The sequence below is a fragment of the Mesorhizobium sp. WSM4845 genome (assembly GCF_055811455.1).
The window spans coordinates 54,374-75,772 of sequence record NZ_JBVVQA010000021.1; the positions used below are offsets into that span (position 1 = coordinate 54,374).

Sequence of the window (21,399 nt, forward strand, 5' to 3'; positions counted from 1 at the left end):
CCATCTTAGGAGGCCAACAGCGCAATGGCTCCTTTTGCGTTCCAAGTTGAATACCGATAGTGGCAAGACGACGTTGCCGAGCCTTGACGAATTTATCGGAGACCACATGACCAGTTCGAACACAAAGACGCGTCCCAATTCGGCGACTGAGGATCCCTTTCTCTGGCTGGAGGACAGAACGGGCAAGGAAACGCTCGACTGGGTTCACCGTCAGAACGAGATCACGGTCGCCGAGTTGCAGGGCGATCCATCCTACCAGACCTGCTTCCAAACCGCACTGGACCTGATGACGGCCGAAGACAACATTGCCGTCGGGTCTGCGCTCAACGGCCACGTCTATAATTTCTGGCAGGACAAGACCAACGTGCTCGGCCTCTGGCGGCGCACTCCGGTGGCTTCCTACAAGACCGAGAAGCCGGAATGGGAGACGATCATCGACTTCGACAGTCTGTCAGCCAAAGAGGGTGTGAAATGGGTGTTCAGCGGCGCCAGCCGGCTTTACCCCGATTTCAGCCGCTGCCTGCTCAGCCTGTCGCCGGATGGCGGCGACGCCAGCGAAATGCGCGAATTCGACATCGACAGCAGGTCCTTTGTCGAGGGCGGCTTTCGTGCTCCTGCCTCGAAGTCGGGCTTCAACTGGCTGGACAAGAACACGGTCATCGTCTCGGCTGCCTTCGAAGAGGACGAAAAAACCCAGTCCGGTTATCCGCGCGTGGTCAAGCTTTGGCAGCGCGGCACCAGGCTGGAGGATGCGACGCCGATTTTCGAGGCGCAGAAGCAGGATCTCGCCGCCGGCGGTTCCCTCGAATTCGACGGCGACAAGCGTCATATCTTGCTGACCCGGACGCTCGATTTCTTTGCTTCGCACAGTTTTCTGCGTCTGCCCTCCGGCGAAAACAGACGCATCCCGTTGCCGGACGACGTGACCGACACGGTGCTGTTCAGGGATCAGTTAGTCTTTGGAGTGCGCAGCCCGTGGACGGCGCCGAACGGCACGCTGTGCAATCCTGATGGCCTCTATTCGTTGGACTTCGCGCGCTGGATCGAGACCAATGCGCTCGCACCTGTTGAGACCGTGCTCGAGCCGGCGGATCGTGTCTCGATTGCCGGCATTGCCCGCACGCGGGACCGATTGTTCATCAATCTGATGGACAATGTGCGCGGCAAGGTCGTCGCCTGCGATCGCAGCGGCAGCGGCTGGTCGCTGCAGCCGGTGGCGCTGCCCGAAAACGGCAGTGTCGGCATCAGCCACGCCGAGCGTTTCGGCTCCAGCGTGTCCTTCTCCTTCACCGATTTCCTGACGCCGAGCTCGATCATCTGGTCGGACGACAATGCAGCGATGCTGACAACCGTGAAATCGCAGCCGGCGCGTTTCGATGCATCGTCCCTGGTCTCGGAACAGTTCGAGGCACGCTCGAAGGACGGCACCAAAATCCCTTATTTCGTCGTCAGGCGGCGCGACCAGGACGGGCCGGTGCCGACGCTGCTTTACGGCTATGGCGGCTTCGAAGTGCCGCTACTGCCCGGCTATGCCGGCGTGCGCGGCCGGCTGTGGCTGGAAAAGGGCAATGCCTATGTGCAGGCCAATATCCGCGGCGGCGGCGAGTTCGGTCCGAACTGGCATCAGGCCGCGCTCAAGGCCAATCGCCAGAACACCTTCGACGATTTCGCCGCGGTCGCGCAAGACCTGGTGGAACGCGGAATCGCCACGCCGGCGACGCTTGGCATCCAGGGCGGCTCGAATGGCGGCTTGCTGACCGGCGTTTCGCTGACCCAGCATCCGGAGCTTTTCGGCGCGGTGATCATCGACGTGCCGCTGCTCGACATGCTGCGCTACACCGAACTGCCGCCCGGCGCATCCTGGATGGCCGAGTATGGCGATCCGGCGAAGCCGGAAGAGGCCGCGTCGCTGGCGGCTTACTCGCCTTATCAGCATGTCGAGACCGATGCCGCCTATCCGCCGGTGCTGCTGACCACATCGACCGCCGACGACCGCGTCCATCCCGGCCATGCGCGGAAGATGGCGGCACGGCTGCAGGCTGCCGGCCACGCGAAGACGCTGTTTTTCGAGGAGACCGAGGGCGGCCATGGCGGGCGCGGCGATCGCCGGCCGCAAGCGGCACAGGCGGCGATGAAGTATGTCTTCCTGCAACGGGCGCTGACCGAAACGACTTGAACGGAACGGCTTGAACTGAGCGCATCAGACCGCCTAAGATGCTGCATGGCTTGGATGAAGGCATGCTGCGCGTTTGGGGTGGCGGTGACGCCGTCGCCGCGCACGCTTCGCGCCGAGCTTTTGCGGCTTTGCGCCCGCATCGGCTATTCGCCGCCCGCCTTCCTCTGACGAATCCGCCCCCGCTGCAATTGCCGGATTGTCTGCAATTGCCGGATTGGTTCAAGAGGAAGATCAGACATGACCTATCAGAATTATTCGCTGAAGCAGCTTCAGCAGATCGATGCTGCGCATCACCTCCATCCGTTTACCGACCACAAGGAGATGCGCGAGGCCGGCTCACGCATCATCACCCATGCCAACGGGCCGTTCATCTACGATTCCGAAGGCACGGAAATCCTCGACGGCATGGCCGGGCTGTGGTGCGTCAACATCGGTTACGGGCGCGATGAGCTGGCCGACGCCGCTTACGCCCAGATGAAGGAACTGCCCTACTACAATTCCTTCTTCAAATGCTCGACCCCGACACCGGTGCTGCTGGCCAAAAAGCTGGCGGAACTGGCACCGAAGCATGTCAACCAGGTGTTCTTCGGCTCGTCCGGTTCGGAGGCCAACGACACGGCGCTGCGCCTCGTGCGCCACTATTGGGCATTGGAAGGTAAGCCGGAGAAGAACCGCATCATCTCGCGCAAGAGCGCCTATCACGGCTCGACCATCGCCGGCACGTCGCTGGGCGGCATGGAGCCGATGCACAAGCAGCTCAACGGCGCGGTTCCCAACATCGTCCATGTGATGATGCCTTATGCCTATGAGCTGGCTCTGCCCGGCGAAAGCGACCATGATTTCGGCCTGCGCGCGGCCAAGGCCGTCGAGGATGCCATCCTCGAAGCCGGCGCCGACAAGGTCGCCGCCTTCATCGGCGAGCCGGTGATGGGAGCAGGCGGCGTGAAGATACCGCCGATGAGCTATTGGCCGGAAGTGCAGCGCATCTGCCGCAAATACGATATCCTGCTGATGCTCGACGAGGTCATCACCGGCTATGGCCGCACCGGCGAGTGGTTCGCAGCGCAGACATTCTACATCGAGCCCGATACCATCACCACCGCCAAGGCGCTGACCTCCGGCTATCAGCCGCTGTCGGCATTGCTGGTCGGTGACCGCATCGCCGCGACGCTGGTCGAGAAGGGCGGCGAGTTCAATCACGGCTATACCTATGCCGGCCACCCCGTGGCCTGCGCCGTGGCGCTGAAGAACCTCGAGATCATCGAGCGGGAAGGTTTGGTCGATCGGGTCAAGAACGACACCGGACCCTATTTCGCCAAGGCGCTGCAGGAGCACGTCGGCGAGCACGATCTGGTCGGGGAGGTGCGCTCGATCGGGCTGATGGGGGCGATCGAGATCGTCAGCGACAAGGCGACCAAGGAGCGCTTCCTGCCGGCCGGGAGCGCGGCCGTGACCGTCCGCGACCACGCAGTTGCCCAAGGCATGATGCTGCGCGCCACCGGCGATACGATGATCCTGTCGCCGCCACTGATCTGGACGCGCGAGACGATCGACATGGCCTGCGGCCGCATCGCCAAGGCGCTTGACCTGGCGCAGGCGGATTTGCGCAAGCGGTGAGATAAAACGATCGCCGGGCGTTCTGCAACCGGACGCCCGGCGTTTGAATGCCGGATTCTGCCTGCCGGAGGAGCCGCTCACCAAGAGCCGAGGCCCGATCGGCGGATTTCACTTTTTTGTCTCGGGCAGCGCCGCTTTGCTCAAGGCAGTGCTGCGCTTCGGTACGGCGCGCCGGCGCCGCATAAATCGCTCAAGCAAGTTCCGTCTTCTCTTGCGCTGGACAAGATCGATATCGCTGACAAGCTTTGCGCCGCCCTCGCGCCGCTCCAAGGTGATCTTGCGGCTATGAAAGGCTTCCAGCTCGGCGCGATGCGCCACGCTTATGATGGTGACCTTCGGCAATTCGTGAACGATCATCTCCATCATCTTGTCCTGGCTCTTTTCATCGAGTGCTGACGTTGCTTCATCCAGCACGATGATATCGGGGCTGTGCAGCAGAAGACGCGCGAAGGCGAGCCGCTGCTTTTCGCCACCCGAGAGGGTCTGGTCCCATGGCGCGTCGTCCTCGATCTTGTCGTTCAGATAATCGAGCCCGACCTTGTCGAGGGCAGCCTTGATCTCGTCCAGCGTCCAGCGATCGGCGGCGCCTGGATAGGCGACTGCGCGGCGAAGCGTCCCGGTGGGGACATAAGGCCGTTGCGGCAACATGAACAGCCGTCTGTCGGCGTGGATGTTGACGCTGCCGCCGCCCCACGGCCACAGACCTGCGACGGCCCGCACCAGCGTACTCTTACCTGAGCCGGATTCGCCGGCGACGAGCACCCGCTCGCCTGATTCGATCACGACCTTGGTTTCCTTGACCACGGCGGTGCCGTCGTCGAGCGACACGGAGAGATTGTTCAGGCTGAGCATCGCATCGCCTGCAGCTTCGCCGCGCTTTATGCGTCCCAACGTGTTGCTCTGTTCGGCGCGCTCGAGCCCGTCCAGCGACATCATCAGCGAGGCGATGCGCCGTGCACAGGCGTTCCAATTGGCGAGACGGGGGTAGTTGTCGACCAGCCATCCGAACGCGCCCTGCACAATGGCAAAGGCTGAGGCAGCCTGCATGACCTGTCCAAGTGTCATGCCGCCTTCGAGAAACTTTGGAGCGCAAAGCAAAACCGGCACGACAGGCGCAAACAGACTCGCCCCCTGCGATACCAGCGCTGTGCGCATGTGCTGACCTGTAAGGAGCGCCCATTGCCTGAGCACATAGGCGAACGTCTTGTCGATGCCGCTACGCTCTTCCTCCTCGCCGCCGAGCAATGCGATACTCTCGCCGTTTTCCCGCACTCGGGTCAGCGTGTAGCGGAATTCGGCTTCCGCCTGATTTTTTTCCTCGGAGAGGTGGACGAAATGGCGGCCAATGACCGCCATCGAGGTGGATGTGATCGCGGCATAGAGCACCGCGGTGATGACGAGAAAGCCGGGAATGGTCACCGTCGAACCTGCGATCGGCAGAGTCAGGGCCCCGCCGATCGTCCAGAGCACCACGATGAAGGTCGAGGCAGACAGAAACGCGTTGATGACACCGGCGATGAAGTCGACCGGGGATTCGGTGGCAATCCGCAAATCCTCCGTGATGCGTGCTTCAGAGTTCTGGTGGTCGCCGCCGACGAGGTTCAACTGAAAGTAGCGGCCGCTTGCAAGCCACCGCGCGATGACCGCGTTGGTGAGCCAGGAACGCCAGCGGCGCTGCATCGTCATGCGAAGGAAGACCTGTGCAACGACAAGGCTTCCGCTTCCGAGCACGAGCGGCACGAAAACGGCGCTCAGGACATAGACGGTGCGCGCATTGCGTTGCTCAAGGGCATCGAAAATTGCGCGATTCCAGACATTGATCCCATACTGGAAGCCGACATTGATGACGATCAGGAGCAATAACCCGATCGTGTACGGCCAAGCCCGCCTATCGCCTCCGCGGCCCCAGTAACCGCGCGCGCTGATCCAGAAACGCCTCAGCAAGTATCTCTTGCGCGCCTGCTCGGCCTCCTCAGGGGTCAGCTCCGGATCGGGTTCGACGAAATCCAGCGGCGGCGGAGCCGCGCCGGCGATCTCAGACGCGGCTTCGACAGTCGATTGCTTCTCCTGGCGCGACTTCTCGCCATCGCGCGATTTGGAGACGGATTTCGGCTTGGATTTAGCCCCGGACATACCGGCGATAACGGCTTGGAAATCAGAAGGTTTCAATGATGTCCGCTCAAGCCGCTTGATCTCCACGTCGGCGCGGATGCGGTCGGCTTCGTTTCCTGGCGTCTTCCTTGATCTGCTGCCGCTTCGCGAGCGTGTCGACAATCTTTCGTCCGCAGTGCGGCTTCCAACGACAGTGGTGTTGGAACTGCCATTCATCTGGGGAATTGTAATGCTGGCTAAGCATAAGCCGCTTGGCACATAGGCTTGTCAGAGCAATCGAAGCGTCAACTGTAAGTTTTGTAAGATCGACAACGCAATTTGTAGTTGCGCTTTACATAAACGCGTCAAAATAACATAGGGAGGCTATCATGATTAGGCTGCAGACAGTTCTATTTTCTATTCTGCTACTAGGAGTGACAGGGTTGCCGGCGACGGCGGAGGAGGTCTGGTCGCTTGACGGCTTCAAGGCCCCAGAGAGCGTCCTGGACGTCGAGAGCGGTCAGATCACTGGAACGTGGCCTGCAGAAGGCGCTCAATTCCTCAATGATCCCGCTATCGACGAGGCGGGTCGGGTCTTTGCTTCCGACATGCTGGCGAACAGGATTTATGTTCTGGACAATGATGCTCTCTCCGTCTGGCTCGAGAGCGAGGATCTCCTGCATCCGAATGGTCTGCGCGTCGAAGACGGTCGCCTCCTCGTCGCAGGTTGGGGTCGCGACATCCAGCCGGATTTTTCGTCCAAGACACCCGGCCATCTGATCGCGATCGACCTGAAGACGAAGGCCATCTCTGACATCGGGTCCGGCGAGCCTGTTGGAAATCTGGATGGTCTAGAATCAGACGGGGCAGGGAATTGGCTGGTTACGGATTGGGTCGCAGGGGCGCTCTTTCGCATTCATCCGGATGGAAAAGTCGAGCAGCTGATGGACCTCAATCAAGGCAGCGCCGATCTGGAATTCCTGGAAGAAAAGAAGCTGGCAATCATCCCCATGATGATGGACGGCAAGCTGGTCGCAACTCGATTGGATGGAGCAACTTGAGAAGAGGCTCGCATAGCCCTCTTCCCTTGGCCGCACGGGGTCGTGACTTGCACCACCGAGGGCCGCATCTGCGGCCCTTTTCACATCGGTGCCCGCTCTTGTGCGCGGTCCTGTTCCGAAATGCAAAAACCGCGCTCCATCGGGAACGCGGCTTTGCCAAATACGCATGGCGCTTCGCTAACTGGACACTTGCGAAACTTACGGGCTCCGGGACGCGAGACCTGATCCGGAGCGCCGGGCGGTTGCGATAGGCCGCCTCGCACTCCGTTCTACAGGGACATCGTTACCGGGTGGTTATCGATAGTTTAAGCAAATCTAAATTTCCGATGTTTCTTGCCGGAAACCGAAAGCCCCTCGAGTTCGAGGCTGAAAGCGCGTCGCGCCTGAAGGGCAGGCTTTTGGGCGACATGCGTTACGCCGGGGTGCCGCGCAGGAAATTTATGATGCCGGAGAAGTCGGCAGCGGCATGCCCCTGGGCGTTGAACAGCGCATAAAGCTGGGCGGCCTCGGCGCCGAGCGGCGTCACCGCACCGGCGCTTTGCGCGGCTTCCTGCGACAGTTTCAGGTCTTTCAGCATCAGTGCAGCGGCAAACCCCGGCCTGTAGCCATTGTTGGCCGGCGATGTCGGCACCGGACCAGGGACCGGGCAGTAGGTGGTCAGCGACCAGCACTGGCCCGACGAGTTCGAGGCGACGTCGAACAGCGCCTGGTGCGACAGGCCGAGCTTTTCCGCCAGAACGAAGGCTTCGGCGACGCCGATCATCGAAATGCCCAAGATCATGTTGTTGCAGATCTTTGCCGCCTGTCCGGCGCCGTCATCACCACAATGGACGATACGGCCGGCCATCGGCTTGAGGATTGGTTCGGCCTTGGCAAAAGCTTCCTTCGAGCCGCCGGCCATGAAGGTCAGCGTGCCGGCGGTGGCGCCGCCGGTGCCGCCGGAAACCGGCGCGTCGATCGACAGCAGCTTGTGTCTGGCGGCAATTGCGTGGGCTTTTCGCGCCGATTCGACGTCGATGGTCGAGGAATCGATGAACAGCGCGCCTTTTTTCGCCTTTGGCACGATGTCTTCATAGACCGACAGAACGTGTTTGCCGGCCGGCAGCATGGTGATGACCACATCGGCCTCCTTCACGGCGGCAACGGCATTGGCCATGACGACGACCCCATGCTCCTTGGCGTTGGCGAGATTTTCCGGGATCAGGTCGAAGCCGTGAACGGCATATCCAGCCTTGACGAGATTGGCTGCCATCGGATTGCCCATATTGCCGAGGCCGATGAAGGCGATGGTGGTCATGATGGCACTCCGTGGTTAGGCAGTAGGCAGTAGGCAGTAGGCAGTAGGCAGTAGGTTGTGGGCAGTGGGCAGTAGGCAGTAGGCAGTAGGCGGCCTATTCGGGCGCGAGTCTGCTGATAAGTTGGCGCAGCATTTTTCCGATGCCCTCGGTCGCTAACAGTATCTGACAAGCTTGATCTTGCGTAGCTAGGCCAATGCGTTCAGCGATCTGGAGGTGCGTCTCGAATTCCTTCAGCGACCCTTGGGCTATCCGGAGAAATTGCTGATAAGAGCCCCTGTTGTCTCGGCCATAACCTTCCGCGATGTTTGCAGGGACTGACGTTGCTGAGCGGCGGATTTGGCTGGTCAACCCATACAATTCCTCTTTTGGCCATGCCTTGGTCAAGGCGTAGGTGGTGACGGCCAGATCCATCGCCTGCTGCCATACGATAAGATCCTTGTACGAATTGATCTTGCCGGTCATCTTGCTGCCTATTGCCTATTGCCTATTGCCTACTGCCTTTACCGACCAATCAGCGCGCGTGCGATGATGACGCGCATGATCTCGTTGGTGCCTTCGAGAATCTGGTGAACGCGCAAATCCCGCACCAGCTTCTCGATGCCGTAATCGTGCAGATAGCCATAGCCGCCATGCAGTTGCAGCGCGTCGTTGGCAACGTTGAAGCCGACGTCGGTGACGAAGCGCTTCGCCATCGCCGACCATTTCGAGGCGTCCGGGGCCTTGCGGTCGAGCTTCGAGGCAGCGGCGTAAAGGAATATCCGTGCTGCCTGCAACTCGGTCTCCATGTCGGCCAGCTTGAATTGCAGCGCCTGGAACTGGTTGATCTTGGCTCCGAAGGCCTTGCGTTCGGCGGTGTAGGACAGCGCCTTGTCGAGCGCCGATTGCGCCCCGCCCAGCGAACAGGCGGCGATGTTGAGCCGGCCGCCGTCGAGCCCGGCCATGGCGATGCCGAAGCCCGCGCCTTCGTCCGAGAGCAGGTTTTCAACCGGCACCTTGCAGTCCTCGAAGACGACCTGGCGGGTCGACTGCATGTGCCAGCCCATCTTGTGCTCGTTGGCGCCGAAAGACAGGCCGGGCGCATCTTTCGGCACGACGAAGGTCGAAATGCCCTTCGGACCGTCGGCGCCGGTGCGCGCCATGACGATGTAAAGGTCGCTGTCGCCGGCGCCCGAAATGAACTGCTTGACGCCGTTCAGCACATAGTCGCCGCCGCTCCTCACCGCACGCGTCTTCAGCGCCGCAGCATCCGATCCCGAACCCGGCTCGGTCAGGCAATAGCTCGCCAGCCATTCCATCGAGGTCAGCTTCGGCAGGAAGTGCTGGCGCTGCTCGTCGCTGCCGAAGCGGTCGATCATCGAAGCCACCATATTGTGGATCGAGATGAAGGAGGAGAAGGCCGGATCGGCGCGCGAAAGCGCCTCGAAGATCAGCACCGCGTCGAGCCGGCCGAGCGCTGAGCCGCCGACATCGTCACTGACATAGATGCCGCCAAGCCCGAGCGGGCCAGTCTCGCGGATCACGTCCGCCGGAAAATGCTTGTTGCGGTCCCAGTCGAGCGCGTTCGGCGCAACGCGATCGGCAGCGAAGGCCTCGGCCATTTGCTGGATGGCGCGCTGGTCCTCGTTGAGTTCGAACTGGCTGGTGCCCGCATCAACAGCGGCGTCCATGGCGTGCTCCGTAATGTCGTCGGCCTCCTGGCCTGTCGTTTTTGGCTTTGCGCGCGGTTCAATCTAGACCAATGATGCCGCCGCGCAAGCCGACTAGCTCCATCCAACGATCTGGGGGCGGCTGTGTGATAATGCGTGTCTGGGGCAAGGCGTGACGACAAATTTCGATGAACTGCTCGAGCGTTTCCACGCCACTCTCGCAACATTCGATGATGCGCTGGTGCGCAATGAGGTGGCCCGGATCGGCTGGGCCATGCCGGCACGACCGCTCGATCCGCGTCCGCTTGCCTGCCTGCGCCAGCTCGATCGTATCGTCGAGCTCGCTCCGGCCAACGCCCAGCCGCTGGCGCGGCTGCTTGCGGAGCGTCGCGGCCAATTGCGCTGGGGGCAGACCTACAGCGAGGCGGATTTCGGCAAGACGTTCATCGACAATTACGGCTGGCTGGAGGTCTTCGGCACGCGCGGCCATTTCGTCAACGACGAGGTCGCGGCCGGTCTGCTGATCCTCGGACCTGAAATCGTCTATCCCGACCACCATCATGTCGCCGAGGAGATCTACATTCCGCTGACCGGCGGCACCGAATGGCGCATGGGCGAAGGCGACTTTGGCAGGCGCGAGGCGGGTGAGGTGATCCACCATGCCTCTGATGTCAGCCACGCCATGCGCACCGGCAAGGAGCCGCTGCTGGCGCTCTACCTCTGGCGCGGCGGACCACTGGCCGCGAAATCCACGATCACCGGCAGCGTTTCACAGGGCAGGAATTGATGGCGGCCAAGGCGATCATGCTGCAGGGCACAGGCTCCGATGTCGGCAAGACGGTGCTGGTCGCGGGCCTCTGCCGCGTGGGGAAGAAGCGTGGGCTGAAGGTGCGGCCGTTCAAGCCGCAGAACATGTCGAACAACGCCGCCGTCGCCGATATTCCGGGCGACAAACTCGGCGGCGAGATCGGCCGCGCCCAATGGCTGCAGGCGATCGCCTGCGGCGTTGTGCCCACCGTCCATATGAACCCGGTGCTGCTCAAGCCGCAGACCGATATCGGCGCCCAAGTGGTGGTGCAGGGCAAGGTGTTCGGCGAGGCGCGGGCGCGAGACTACCAGGCGCTGAAGGGCCGGCTGATGGATGCCGTGCTGGACTCCTGGGCCGAGGTCGCCGAGGGTGCCGACCTCGTCATCGTCGAAGGCGCCGGCTCGCCGGCCGAGATCAATCTCAGGAGCCGCGACATCGCCAATATGGGCTTTGCGACGCGCGCCGACGTGCCGGTGATCCTCGTCGGCGACATCGATCGCGGCGGCGTCATCGCCTCGGTCGCCGGCACCCATCTGATCCTGCCGGAAGAGGACCGGCGCATGATCGTCGGCTATCTCATCAACAAGTTCCGCGGCGATGTCTCGCTGTTCGATAACGGCATCAAGGCGATCGAGAGCTTCACCGGCTGGCGCTGTTTTGGCGTCGTGCCATGGCTGAAGGCGGCGGCGCGGCTGCCCTCGGAAGATTCCGTGGTGCTCGAACGCCTGGCGTCCGGAGAGAAGCGCGCGCTGAAGGTGGCCGTGCCGATGCTTTCGCGCATCGCCAATTTCGACGACCTCGACCCGCTCAAGGCCGAGCCGCAGGTCGAGGTCGTCTTCGTGCCGCCCGGCCAGCATTTGCCGGACGACGCTGGGCTGGTGATCATTCCCGGCTCCAAGTCGACGATCGGCGACCTGCTAAGGTTCCGTGAAAATGGCTGGGACCGCGATCTGCTTGCCCATCGCAAGCGCGGCGGCCACGTCGTCGGCATCTGCGGCGGCTTCCAGATGCTTGGCCGTGTCGTGCGCGATCCCGACGGCATCGAGGGCAGCGTTACCGAGACCGACGGGCTCGGCCTGCTCGACGTCGAAACGCTGATGGAGCCGGAAAAGACGGTGCGCAATGTCAGCGCGCGCTCGGTCCAGTTCGACCTGCCGCTCGAGGGCTACGAGATCCATCTCGGCCGCACCACCGGTCCGGACACGCTGCGCCCATCCACCGTCATCAACGGCGCCGATGACGGCGCCGTCTCCGCCGACGGCAAGGTGTCGGGCAGCTATCTGCACGGGCTGTTTTCCGCCGACGCTTTTCGGGCGAAATTCCTGGAAAATCTCGGCGTCAAAGGCGGCGGCATCGATTATCGCGCCGAGGTCGAACGGGCATTGGACGAGGTCGCAGCCGAACTGGAAACCCACCTCGACTGCGACGCTATCTTTGGTCTGGCGCGTTAGCTGGCGGGCTCACCGGCCTTTGGCCAATAGGTGCCGAACGACCAGACATTGCCTTCCGGATCGCTGCAGATGAATTCGCGGCTGCCATAGTCGCGGTCGGTGAGCTCTTCCAGTATTTCGGCGCCGGCCTTTTTGGCTCTGGCATAAGCGGCATCGGCATCGTCGACGGCAACATAGATCGATCTGCCGCCACCCGGGCCCGGTGCGCCGATCATCTGGCCAAACTTGTCGTCGCGTGCGGTGCCCAGCATGATCATCGAGGAGCCGAAAGTCAGTTCGGCGTGTTGGACGATGTCGCCTTCGCCGTAGCGGGCATGAACGGCAAAGCCGAAGGCTTCACCGAGCCAGTCGATCATTTTCGCGGCATTGCGGTAGCGCAAGGTGGGATAGAGCCTGGGCGGTTCGACTGACATGGTCATGACGATCTCCTTCAATTGGATTGGAACGATAATCCAGTCTGGGCGAAGGCTTTTCCCACGTCTTGAAGAAATGTTACCTGCGCCTCTATGCCTGGGCGGCCAGCGCCGTCGGCGTTTCGCCGGCAAGGTCGCGGAATTCGCGCACCAGATGCGCCTGGTCGGCATAGCCGCAATCGGCGGCGATATCAGCCCAGTCGGATTTGCCCTGCCTTGACAGGCCGAGCGCCCGGTTGAAGCGGACGATGCGCGACAGCGTCTTGGGGCCGACGCCGATCGCGTTGGAGAATTTTCCCGCGAGATGCTTGCGGCTCCAGCCCAGCCTGTCGGCGAGCGATGCGACGCGAATGCGGCCACCCGAGACGATGATCCGGTCATAGGCCCACGCGATTTCGGCCTGCATTTCGCGGGCGTCAGTCAGCCGCGCGGCGACGAACGTCTCGACGATGGCAAAACGTGAGTTCCAGCCGTGCGCATTGCCAAGTCTTTCGCGCAGCGCGATGCCTTCGATCCCGAGCACATCGTCGAGGCCGACCATGCGGTCGGTCAGTTCGCTCATCGCAAGGCCGAAGAAGCGTCGGGCGCCGAGCGGGGTGAAATTGACCTGGATGCAGCAGGCGCCACCGCGGGATTCGATCACCACCGGACCGGCATAGAGGCCGGCGGCGAAACTGGCGAAGCGGTCGTTGTCGCCCGGCTCCTTGCCGAGCCCGATGGCGAAGGGTTCGGCAAAGCTGATGACCAGCGGCACGGTCAGCGATGCGTATTCGACGTTGCGGAAACGGCCGGGCATGGTTTCGCGGTAGCCGCAGATGTCAGTGACTGAACCCTGGAGCCTAGGGCCAGGCGCACGCCGAACCATCTCGAACCGGTCGAGGCCAGGACTGTGCTGGTTGCTGCCGTCTTCGCTCTGGGCAGACATGAGCTTTCCTCCGCCCGCGGATGGTAGCAGACCAACCCTCAGAATCAAAAGTGCCCGGCTTGTGGCCGGGCGCTCCGAGTTGCCTGAGAGATCTGAGGCTTAAGCGCCGCGAACCAGGCAGCCGCCGGCAAGCACGACATAAGCGATGAGGACGATCCACACCGCGGCCAGGGGAATGAACGCAAAAACGCCGAGAGCGGCGAGAAGACCGATGATGGCGATAACAAGGGATATGATGAAAATAAGCTGCGTAGGCGCACTGAGATTCATGTGTGGCTCCTCCGACATGATTCGTACAACCGCATCCTATCAGGCGCCCCGTTCACACACCAATCAGCGTGCGCAGCGGCGGAGACCACCAATTGTCGATCTTGGCGCCGCCCCTCATCGCCCTGCCGGGCACTTCTCCCCGTTTAGGGACGGGGAGAAGAGGGCGGTGGCGACCTCGGTGAACATTCTGCAACGCTGGTGATTGGCGAAACCTTCGATGGGAGCGCCCCTCTCCCCGTCACTATACGGGGAGAGGATGCCGGCAGGCAGGTGAGGGGCAGCGCCAATGGCCGGAAAAGGGCGAGGAGCCGAATTCAAAACCTGAAAGCGATTGCCCTGTCGAACCACAGCCGACCATTTGCGCAAGGCCGATTCCGCGCTACCTATTTGCAACGAATCGGAAAGGGGTCGCTGATGGCATTCGCATTGCTGGAGCAGATACGCTCGATCTTCGACGGCGACCCCGGCGTGCGCAAGGTCGCGGACGATCCGGTGCTGTCGGCGGAACTGCTGATGCTGTTTCGCATGATTTTGGCCGACGGCACGGTCAACGAGAGCGAAATGGCCGCCTTCAGGCGCATCTGCCGGGAAGCCTTCGGCATTCCGGAAGCCAGCATCGACAGCGTCATCGAATATCTCAACGAGTTCGGCTACGAGACCAACGGCTCGCAAGCCATCGCGCAGTTCCGTGACCTCGACGTCGAGAGGCGCAGCCTGCTTGCCCGCCATATGGCCGAGATCGCCAAGGCCGATTCGCAACTTGCCGGGACAGAGATGCAGCTCTTGCGCCGCACCCTCGACTTGCTCGACATCAGCCCGGCCGATGTGGTGAAGGCCGAAGAGTAAGCCTCTCCCGACGGTCGGCTGTTCACCCCTGTTCCTGTAACCGCCGGGCAATCGCGCGGTGCAGGTCCGGGGCCGCAGCGACCAGCGCCTTGGCGGCTTCGGACTGCGGATGGTCGAGAACGTCGCTCGTCCTGCCGCGCTCGACGATCTTGCCGGCATGCATGATCATCACCTGGTCGGTAATGGCGCGGGCAACGGTCAGATCGTGGGTGATGAACAGATAGGCAACGCCGAGCTTCTGGTTGAGCTCGGCGAACAGGTCGAGAATCTGGGCGCGGATCGAGACGTCGAGCGCCGAGACCGGCTCGTCGGCGACGACCAGCTTGGGGCGGGTGATGATGGCGCGGGCGATCGACAGGCGCTGGCGCTGGCCGCCTGAAAATTCGTGCGGGTATTTGTCCATGTCGCGTGGACCAAGGCCGACCTCGTGCAAGGCCTTTGCCACCATCTCGCGCCGCTCTGCATTGGTCGGCCTTTTCTCCAGGACATGCAGTGGCTCGGCGACCAGTTTTTCCACCTTCTGGCGCGGATCGAAGGAGCCGTAAGGGTCCTGGAACACCACCTGCATGTCGCGGCGCGCCGGCTTGAGCTCAGCCTCGCTCTTGCCGGTGATGACTTCGCCGCGAAACCGGATCGTTCCCGATGTCGGCCCGTCCAGCGCCAGGACCATGCGGGCAAGCGTGGACTTGCCGCAACCGGAACGCCCGACCAGCGCCACAGACTGCCCAGGATCGATCGAGAACGAGACATCGTCGACGGCGCGGGTCGGAACCGCGCGCTGCAGCAGCGATTTGCGCCGTCCCGGATAGTCCCGCGTCACGCTCTCTACCTGAAGAAGAGGTCTGGCTCCCTGAAGAAGAGGCTTGGCTCCTTGAAGAAGAGGTTTGGCAGCCTGGAGCTGGGGGTTGTCTTGGCCGACCTCGTGCGTCCTGGCACGCGCCGGCACATGCATCGAGGCCTGCGCCAGTTGTCTTGTGTAGGGATGAAGCTGCTCGGACAGGGTGCGCGCCGTGTCGCCGGCCTCCATCACTTCGCCGTGGCGCAGGATGGTGATGCGCTCCGCCATTTCGGTCACCACCGCTAGGTCATGCGAGATCAACAGCAGGCCCATGCGGTTTTCTGCGACCAGGTCGCGCAACAGGTCGAGGATCTGCGCCTGCAGCACGACGTCGAGCGCCGTCGTCGGCTCGTCGGCGATCAGCAGTTTTGGTTTCAGCGCGCAGGCAATGGCGATGACGACACGCTGGCGCTGGCCGCCGGAAAGCTCGTGCGGATAGCGCGACAGCGGAAATTGCGCTGAGGGCAGGCCGACCCGGTCGAGCATTTTTCGGGCGCGGTCCTCGGCGTCGGCGCGGCTTGCCCTGGTGTGCCAGCGTATGCCTTCGGCAACCTGCTCGCCAATCGTCTTGACCGGGTTCAGCGCCGTCATCGGCTCCTGGAAAACCATGCCGATATCATCGCCGCGCAGCGCGCACATCTGGTCTTCGCTGGCCGCGAGGATGTCGATGCCGTCGAAGACGACGCGCCCGCTGGCGCGCGCCGCCCAGGGCAGAAGCCGCATCACCGTCAATGCCGCGATCGACTTGCCCGAGCCGGATTCGCCGACCAGCCCCATCACCTCGCCGGGCGCGACGGCGAGCTCGACATCCCTCAGGATCGGCGTGTCGCCGATCGTCAGCGACAATTTCTCGATTTCGAGCAGGCTCATCGCTGCCGCCGCGATTTTGGGTCGAGGATGTCGGCAATACCGTCGCCGAGCAGGTTCAGTCCAAGCACGGTGACGACGATCGCCATGCCTGGAAAGATCGCCATCCACGGCGCCATCCCCATGCGCGTCTGGGCGTCGAACAGCATCCGCCCCCAGCTCGGCATCGGCGGCTGTGTGCCGAGCCCGACATAGGAAAGCCCGGCTTCAGCCAGGATGCCGAGCGCGAACTGAATGGTGCCTTGTACCAGGAGCAAAGTAACGATGTTGGGCAGCACGTGTTCGATGGTGATCAGTGCTTTGCCTTTTCCGGCGGCACGCGCGGCGAGGATGAATTCGCGCGGCCAGATCGCCAGCGCGCCGGCCCGGGCGACGCGGGCGAAGACCGGGATGTTGAAAATGCCGATGGCGATGATGGCGTTGAGCGCGCCCGGGCCGAAGATGGCGGTGATCATGATCGCCGACAGCAGGGCAGGGAAGGCGAAGACGAGATCGTTCAGCCGCATCACCGCCTCGTCGACGACGCCGCCGCGCGCCGCGGCAAGGGCGCCGAGCGGCACGCCAACGCCCATGCCGATACCGACCGCCACCAGCGCCACGGCGATCGAATTGCGGGCCCCGACCATGATCATGGAAAAAATGTCACGGCCGAAATGATCGGTGCCGAACCAGTGCGCCGGCGAGGGTGCCTGGGTCTTGTCGGCGATGATCAGCCTGGTGACGTCAAAAGGCGTCCAGAAGAACGAGACGATGGCGACCGCCGCCACAAGTGCAGTGATGACGAAGCCGGTGAGGAACGAGCGGTTGGTGAAAGCCTTGACGAGGATGTCGGCAAAATTTTCCTCCGGGATGTCGAAGCGCAGCGTCATTGGCGGCGTCTCAGACGCGGATCGACGACCGCATAGGAGAGATCGACAAGCAGGTTGACGGCGATGACGGCGGCGACCAGCAGCATGACGACGCTTTCGACGACGATCAGGTCGCGCTGGGTGATCGCCTGGAACACCAGCCGGCCGAGGCCGGGGAGATAAAAGACGTTCTCGATGATGATGGTGCCGGCGAGCAGGAAGGCGAACTGCAGGCCGAGAATGGTCAGCACCGGGATCATTGCGTTGCGCAGCGCGTGCCGCCACAGCACCGCGCGATAGGGCAGACCCTTGGCGCGGGCAGTGCGGATATAGTCCTCGTTCAGCACTTCGATCAGCGCCGAGCGGGTGACGCGGGCGAGGATCGCCGCCTGCGGCAGAGCGAGCGCGATCGCCGGCAGGACCAGCGATTTCAGCGCCGGCCAGACGCCGGCGCTCCATCCCGGAAAGCCGCCGGCCGGCACCAGCCGCAGCCAGACGGCAAACAGGTAGATCAGCATCAGCGCAAACCAGAAGTTCGGCACGGCAACACCAAGCTGGGCGGCGCCCATCGCGATCGTGTCGCCGGCCCGTCCGTGCCGGCCGGCGGAAAACAGCCCGACCGGAATGGCGATGATGGTGGACAGCGCCAGCGCGATCAGGGCCAGCGGCAGCGAGACCACGATGCGCTCGCGGACCAGGTCGATGACCGGCACCGAATAGGTGTAGGAACGACCGAAATCGAGGCTCAGCAAGCCGCCGGCCCAGTGCAGATAGCGCGCGGCAAGCGGCGCGTTGAGGCCCATCTGGTTGCGCAGCAACTCGACCTGGTCGGCGCTGGCGTTCATGCCCAGCATCAGCCGCGCCGGGTCGCCGGGAATGATTTCCAGCACGGCGAAGACCACCATCGAGGCCAGGACCAGGGTGATGAGGGCGACGGCAAGACGCTTGAGGAGATAGGCGGTCATCGGGGGAGGACCGCAGGTCCGCTGAGCGCGGCAATTGGATGAAGGTCGCGTTCCCGCCAACCCCCCTCTGTCCTGCCGGACATCTCCCCCTCAAGGGGGGAGATTGGCAGTGTCCATGCCGGCGCTAGTCTTGCAACTTGAGTGGCTAGCGAAAGCGGAGATGACGGCTCAATCTCCCCCCTTGAGGGGGAGATGTCCGGCAGGACACAGGGGGGTGCCACCGGCTGCAAGTTTCGCCTTCCCGTCAGCAGCCCCTCACTCCGTCCACTTCACCTTGGTCAAATCATTGGCCTGGATCGGCGCATTTGCCCAAAAACCCTCGAGCTTGGCGTCCCAGACGCCGACTTTCGGCAGTTCGTAGAGGAAGCCGACCACGGCATCGTCGGCCAGTATCTTCTGCGCCTCGCCGAGCAGCGTCATGCGCTTGGCCTCATCGGAGGTGAGGTTCAGATCGGCGATGATCTTGTCGAAGGTCGGGTTGTCGTAGTTGAAGTAATAATCCTTGCGCGAATAGATATCGATGTCGTTGGGCTCGGTGTGGGAAACGATGGTCAGGTCGTAGTCCTTCTTGGTGAAGACCTGGTCCAGCCACTGCGCCCATTCCACCGGCACGATCTGCAGATCGATTCCGACGTCGCGAAGCTGCGACGCGATGATCTCGCCGCCAAGTCGCGCATAGGGGGGTGGCGGCAGTTTCAGCGTCGCCTTGAAGCCGTTCTCCAGGCCGGCTTCCTTCAGCAGTTCCCTGGCCTTCTCGACATTGTGCGGATAGAGACCGGTGAGGTCGACATAGACCTTGTTGGCGGGCGACATGTGCGAGCCGATCGGCACGCCAAGGCCGGCCGAGGCGCCGTCGATGATCGCCTTGCGGTCGAGCGCAAACGAAATCGCCTGCCTGACCTGCAGCCGGTCGAAAGGCGGCTTCTTGTTGTTCATCGAAAGGATGGTCTCACCCTCGGTCGCGCCGATCACCACCTTGAAGCGCGGGTCGCCCTGGATCTGGGCGACGCTGTCGGGATCGAAGAACGGGAAGGCCTGAACATCGCCGGAAAGCAGCGCCGGAACGGCGGCTGCGGCATCCGTGACGATGCGGAACTCGGCCTTGTCGAGGGACACCGGGGCACCCCAGTAGGCGTCGGACTTGATCAGCGTGATTGACGAGCCCTTGGCCCAGGTCTGGAACTTGAACGGGCCGGTGCCGACAGGCGTTTCCTTGTTGGTGTCGGCTGTCTCCGGCGCGACGATGACCGCGTCGCCCCAGCCCATATTGTAGAGGAACGAACTTTGCGGGTTCTTCAGCGTGATCCTGACCGTCGCCGGATCGACCATTTCGACCGTATCGATGGCGGCGAACAGGCCCTTTTGTGCGTTGACGGAGTTGTCGGCACGGGCGCGATCGAGCGAGAATTTGACGTCGTCGGCATTGAAGTCGGTGCCGTCATGGAATTTCACACCGCTATGCAGCTTGAAGGTGTAGACCTTGCCGTCGTCGGAAACGGTCCAGCTTTCGGCGAGAGCCGGCAGCACCTCGCCGTCCGGGCCGATGCGGGTCAGCCCCTCGAACACATTGGCGTAAAGCACCTCGTCGATCGCCGCCGCAGCACCTGCGGTCGGATCGAGATGCGGAGGTTCGAGCGTGATGCCGATGACCAGATCGGTCCGCGTGGCAAGCGCCGAAGCGCCGTTGGCCAGCACCAGGGCCGCAGCGGTGAGAATGGTTTTCCACAATTTCATCGTGCAACTCCCGATATGTTCAAAAACATGCTCGAAACCCGGTGGATAGAAGCGTGATTTCACCAAGGAGTAAATTGCGTTTCGTGCTTTCCGGCGGCGCCGGCAGGAATGTTTTTCCGCCCATCACCGGCTACCGAGCGCCCGCGCCCCTCAGCAGCACGTTGAGCCCGATCGCCATCACCTTGGCCGATTCGACCATGTCTGATATCCCCACCCATTCGTCGGGCCTGTGGGCGAGGTCGAGAATGCCCGGGCCATAGGCGATGCAGTCGTAGATGTGGCCGATGCGGGCAATGTGCTTCTGGTCGTAGGTGCCGGGCGAGATCACGTAGTCGGGCTCGCGGTCGAATATCTCCATGATGCCCTGCGCCACCGCCTTGACCACCGGCGCATCGCGCTCGGTCATCAGCGGCAGCACCTCCATGAGATCGCGGATCTCGTAGTCGAATTTCTTGCGCTCGCGCTTCAGCCGGTCGAGGATATCGGTCACCTCGCTCTTGACCGTGCCAAGGTCCTCTTCGAGCAGGAAGCGGCGGTCGATGGTCAGCCGGCAGGAATCGGGGACATTGGGCGAGGGCAGGCTGGGCCGGAAATCCTCGGTCTGGCCGCCATGGATCGAGTTGATGTTCATGGTCGAGCGCTTTGCCCCGTCGGGCACGACCGGCATGCGCGTGACCTTGCGGTCGAGCGCCGGGAACAGCTCGTCCTCGAAAGCCCTTAGCACGGCGCCCATATGGCGCACCGCATTGTCGCCGAGGAACGGCATCGAGCCGTGCGCGATCTCGCCCTTGGTCTCGATCTCCGCCCACCAGACGCCGCGATGGCCAAGGCAGATGCGATCCTTGTTCAACGGCTCGGGGATGATGACGTGGTTGACCTTCGGCGTGGAGAAATAGCCGAGCCTGGCCAGATGGGCGACGCCGCCGAAGCCGCCGGACTCCTCGTCGACCGTGCCCGAAATCTCGATGGCGCCGGGAAAGTCGGGGAACACCTCCATGAAGGCTTCGGCGGCGATGATCGAGGAGGCCAGGCCGCCCTTCATGTCGCAGGCGCCGCGGCCATAGACCTTGCCATCCCTGACGATGCCGGCGAAGGGATCGAGGCTCCAGCCGTCGCCGGCTTCGACCACGTCGATATGCGAGTTGAAATGCACGCAGGCGCCGGGCGAGCGGCCATCGAAGCGGGCGACGACGTTGACGCGCGGGTAGCGGTCGGTGTCGCCGGGCGTGCCTTCGGCGCGGATGAATTCGACTTCGAAACCGCGCTTTTTCAGCCGCGATCCGACGTATTCGGCGCATGGCCGATAGGCCTCGCCGGGCGGGTTGATAGTCGGAAAGCGGATCAGGTCAGCGGTCAGCGCGACCAAGTCGTCGACCCGATCATCGACCGCTTTCAGCAGGAGTTCTTTCATTCGACGAATTGAGCAGCCAACGGTGCGTTTTGGCAAGCCTGTTGGCGGGTCGCGCCCTAGTTATGTGGTTACATGTCGCCACGGCAACTATCGCGGGAAATCGTTCAAATTCGCTGCTTTGGATTGGTGAATTC

The 21,399-nt window shown here is 62.7% G+C and carries 19 protein-coding genes; 7 read left to right on the forward strand and 12 right to left on the reverse strand.

Going from position 1 to position 21,399, the window contains the following annotated elements:
• Positions 1-106 precede the first annotated feature (106 nt).
• The 3 genes from AC0L2C_RS22440 (at position 107) to AC0L2C_RS22450 (ending at position 3,793) form a co-directional block, all read left to right on the forward strand.
• Positions 107-2,176, forward strand: a complete 2,070-nt coding sequence (locus AC0L2C_RS22440) for a prolyl oligopeptidase family serine peptidase (protein WP_473524480.1) — start codon at positions 107-109, stop codon at positions 2,174-2,176.
• A 45-nt stretch (positions 2,177-2,221) separates the two neighbouring features.
• Positions 2,222-2,344 (forward strand): hypothetical protein, encoded by a 123-nt coding sequence (locus tag AC0L2C_RS22445; RefSeq protein ID WP_031254781.1) that lies wholly within the window; start codon positions 2,222-2,224, stop codon positions 2,342-2,344.
• A 69-nt stretch (positions 2,345-2,413) separates the two neighbouring features.
• On the forward strand, positions 2,414-3,793 hold the full coding sequence (locus tag AC0L2C_RS22450; RefSeq protein ID WP_128166857.1) for an aspartate aminotransferase family protein: 1,380 nt from the start codon (positions 2,414-2,416) through the stop codon (positions 3,791-3,793).
• A 108-nt stretch (positions 3,794-3,901) separates the two neighbouring features.
• Here AC0L2C_RS22450 and AC0L2C_RS22455 read toward each other — a convergent pair whose 3' ends face one another.
• A complete protein-coding gene (locus AC0L2C_RS22455; RefSeq protein ID WP_473524507.1) occupies positions 3,902-5,926 on the reverse strand; it encodes an ABC transporter ATP-binding protein/permease in 2,025 nt (674 codons plus the stop codon).
• A gap of 347 nt (positions 5,927-6,273) precedes the next feature.
• Between AC0L2C_RS22455 and AC0L2C_RS22460 the strand changes: the two genes are divergently transcribed.
• A complete protein-coding gene (locus AC0L2C_RS22460) occupies positions 6,274-6,945 on the forward strand; it encodes an SMP-30/gluconolactonase/LRE family protein (protein ID WP_473524481.1) in 672 nt (223 codons plus the stop codon).
• Between the two features lie 412 nt (positions 6,946-7,357).
• Here the strand turns inward: AC0L2C_RS22460 and mmsB are convergent, their stop codons facing one another.
• From mmsB to AC0L2C_RS22475, 3 genes are all read right to left on the reverse strand, one after another.
• The gene (gene mmsB, locus AC0L2C_RS22465) at positions 7,358-8,242 is read right to left on the reverse strand and encodes a 3-hydroxyisobutyrate dehydrogenase (protein ID WP_128173830.1); all 885 of its coding nucleotides are present in this window, start codon (positions 8,240-8,242) and stop codon (positions 7,358-7,360) included.
• A 94-nt stretch (positions 8,243-8,336) separates the two neighbouring features.
• A complete protein-coding gene (locus tag AC0L2C_RS22470) occupies positions 8,337-8,705 on the reverse strand; it encodes a four helix bundle protein (RefSeq protein WP_473524482.1) in 369 nt (122 codons plus the stop codon).
• Positions 8,706-8,743: 38 nt separating this feature from the next.
• Positions 8,744-9,910 (reverse strand): isobutyryl-CoA dehydrogenase, encoded by a 1,167-nt coding sequence (locus tag AC0L2C_RS22475; RefSeq protein ID WP_091599601.1) that lies wholly within the window; start codon positions 9,908-9,910, stop codon positions 8,744-8,746.
• Positions 9,911-10,061: 151 nt separating this feature from the next.
• On the opposite strand from AC0L2C_RS22475, the gene AC0L2C_RS22480 reads away from it, so the two are divergent.
• Together AC0L2C_RS22480 and AC0L2C_RS22485 are read left to right on the forward strand one after the other, a co-directional pair.
• Positions 10,062-10,676, forward strand: coding sequence for a dimethylsulfonioproprionate lyase family protein (locus AC0L2C_RS22480; protein WP_128246888.1), 615 nt, complete (start codon positions 10,062-10,064; stop codon positions 10,674-10,676).
• Positions 10,676-12,148, forward strand: coding sequence for a cobyric acid synthase (locus AC0L2C_RS22485; protein WP_473524483.1), 1,473 nt, complete (start codon positions 10,676-10,678; stop codon positions 12,146-12,148). Before AC0L2C_RS22480 ends, AC0L2C_RS22485 begins: the two co-directional genes overlap by 1 nt.
• Here the strand turns inward: AC0L2C_RS22485 and AC0L2C_RS22490 are convergent.
• The 3 genes from AC0L2C_RS22490 to AC0L2C_RS22500 form a co-directional block, all read right to left on the reverse strand.
• A complete protein-coding gene (locus tag AC0L2C_RS22490; protein ID WP_023798962.1) occupies positions 12,145-12,567 on the reverse strand; it encodes a VOC family protein in 423 nt (140 codons plus the stop codon). The two genes, AC0L2C_RS22485 and AC0L2C_RS22490, sit on opposite strands and share 4 nt — an antisense overlap.
• Positions 12,568-12,652: 85 nt before the next feature.
• Complete coding sequence (locus AC0L2C_RS22495; RefSeq protein WP_473524484.1) at positions 12,653-13,486, reverse strand: helix-turn-helix domain-containing protein; 834 nt, start codon at positions 13,484-13,486, stop codon at positions 12,653-12,655.
• A gap of 99 nt (positions 13,487-13,585) precedes the next feature.
• A complete protein-coding gene (locus tag AC0L2C_RS22500; RefSeq protein ID WP_023798964.1) occupies positions 13,586-13,756 on the reverse strand; it encodes a hypothetical protein in 171 nt (56 codons plus the stop codon).
• A gap of 414 nt (positions 13,757-14,170) precedes the next feature.
• Here AC0L2C_RS22500 and AC0L2C_RS22505 point away from each other — a divergent pair, with 414 nt between their 5' ends.
• On the forward strand, positions 14,171-14,602 hold the full coding sequence (locus AC0L2C_RS22505; RefSeq protein WP_023802995.1) for a TerB family tellurite resistance protein: 432 nt from the start codon (positions 14,171-14,173) through the stop codon (positions 14,600-14,602).
• A 22-nt stretch (positions 14,603-14,624) separates the two neighbouring features.
• On the opposite strand, the gene AC0L2C_RS22510 is transcribed toward AC0L2C_RS22505, so the two are convergent.
• The 5 genes from AC0L2C_RS22510 to AC0L2C_RS22530 form a co-directional block, all read right to left on the reverse strand.
• Positions 14,625-16,310, reverse strand: coding sequence for an ABC transporter ATP-binding protein (locus AC0L2C_RS22510; protein ID WP_473478024.1), 1,686 nt, complete (start codon positions 16,308-16,310; stop codon positions 14,625-14,627).
• Complete coding sequence (locus AC0L2C_RS22515; protein ID WP_128166841.1) at positions 16,307-17,176, reverse strand: ABC transporter permease; 870 nt, start codon at positions 17,174-17,176, stop codon at positions 16,307-16,309. Before AC0L2C_RS22515 ends, AC0L2C_RS22510 begins: the two co-directional genes overlap by 4 nt.
• Positions 17,173-18,120: an ABC transporter permease gene (locus tag AC0L2C_RS22520; protein WP_473524485.1), complete on the reverse strand. Its 948-nt coding sequence runs from the start codon at positions 18,118-18,120 to the stop codon at positions 17,173-17,175. Before AC0L2C_RS22520 ends, AC0L2C_RS22515 begins: the two co-directional genes overlap by 4 nt.
• Positions 18,121-18,375: 255 nt before the next feature.
• The gene (locus AC0L2C_RS22525) at positions 18,376-19,854 is read right to left on the reverse strand and encodes an ABC transporter substrate-binding protein (protein WP_023802991.1); all 1,479 of its coding nucleotides are present in this window, start codon (positions 19,852-19,854) and stop codon (positions 18,376-18,378) included.
• 130 nt (positions 19,855-19,984) lie between these two features.
• Entirely contained in the window at positions 19,985-21,265 is a 1,281-nt protein-coding gene (locus tag AC0L2C_RS22530; protein WP_473524486.1) for an acetylornithine deacetylase/succinyl-diaminopimelate desuccinylase family protein, read from the reverse strand.
• Positions 21,266-21,399 lie beyond the last annotated feature (134 nt).

Bases quoted from the DNA above. Each gene is read 5' to 3' on its own strand.
- AC0L2C_RS22475 (WP_091599601.1), bottom strand. From the start codon at position 9,910: ATGGACGCCGCTGTTGATGCGGGCACCAGCCAGTTCGAACTCAACGAG.
- AC0L2C_RS22500 (WP_023798964.1), bottom strand. From the start codon at position 13,756: ATGAATCTCAGTGCGCCTACGCAGCTTATTTTCATCATATCCCTTGTT.
- AC0L2C_RS22470 (WP_473524482.1), bottom strand. From the start codon at position 8,705: ATGACCGGCAAGATCAATTCGTACAAGGATCTTATCGTATGGCAGCAG.
- AC0L2C_RS22440 (WP_473524480.1), top strand. From the start codon at position 107: ATGACCAGTTCGAACACAAAGACGCGTCCCAATTCGGCGACTGAGGAT.
- AC0L2C_RS22525 (WP_023802991.1), bottom strand. From the start codon at position 19,854: ATGAAATTGTGGAAAACCATTCTCACCGCTGCGGCCCTGGTGCTGGCC.
- AC0L2C_RS22445 (WP_031254781.1), top strand. From the start codon at position 2,222: ATGGCTTGGATGAAGGCATGCTGCGCGTTTGGGGTGGCGGTGACGCCG.
- AC0L2C_RS22450 (WP_128166857.1), top strand. From the start codon at position 2,414: ATGACCTATCAGAATTATTCGCTGAAGCAGCTTCAGCAGATCGATGCT.
- AC0L2C_RS22460 (WP_473524481.1), top strand. From the start codon at position 6,274: ATGATTAGGCTGCAGACAGTTCTATTTTCTATTCTGCTACTAGGAGTG.
- AC0L2C_RS22520 (WP_473524485.1), bottom strand. From the start codon at position 18,120: ATGACCGCCTATCTCCTCAAGCGTCTTGCCGTCGCCCTCATCACCCTG.
- AC0L2C_RS22455 (WP_473524507.1), bottom strand. From the start codon at position 5,926: ATGTCCGGGGCTAAATCCAAGCCGAAATCCGTCTCCAAATCGCGCGAT.
- AC0L2C_RS22490 (WP_023798962.1), bottom strand. From the start codon at position 12,567: ATGACCATGTCAGTCGAACCGCCCAGGCTCTATCCCACCTTGCGCTAC.
- AC0L2C_RS22515 (WP_128166841.1), bottom strand. From the start codon at position 17,176: ATGACGCTGCGCTTCGACATCCCGGAGGAAAATTTTGCCGACATCCTC.
- AC0L2C_RS22530 (WP_473524486.1), bottom strand. From the start codon at position 21,265: ATGAAAGAACTCCTGCTGAAAGCGGTCGATGATCGGGTCGACGACTTG.
- mmsB (WP_128173830.1), bottom strand. From the start codon at position 8,242: ATGACCACCATCGCCTTCATCGGCCTCGGCAATATGGGCAATCCGATG.
- AC0L2C_RS22485 (WP_473524483.1), top strand. From the start codon at position 10,676: ATGGCGGCCAAGGCGATCATGCTGCAGGGCACAGGCTCCGATGTCGGC.
- AC0L2C_RS22510 (WP_473478024.1), bottom strand. From the start codon at position 16,310: ATGAGCCTGCTCGAAATCGAGAAATTGTCGCTGACGATCGGCGACACG.
- AC0L2C_RS22495 (WP_473524484.1), bottom strand. From the start codon at position 13,486: ATGTCTGCCCAGAGCGAAGACGGCAGCAACCAGCACAGTCCTGGCCTC.
- AC0L2C_RS22505 (WP_023802995.1), top strand. From the start codon at position 14,171: ATGGCATTCGCATTGCTGGAGCAGATACGCTCGATCTTCGACGGCGAC.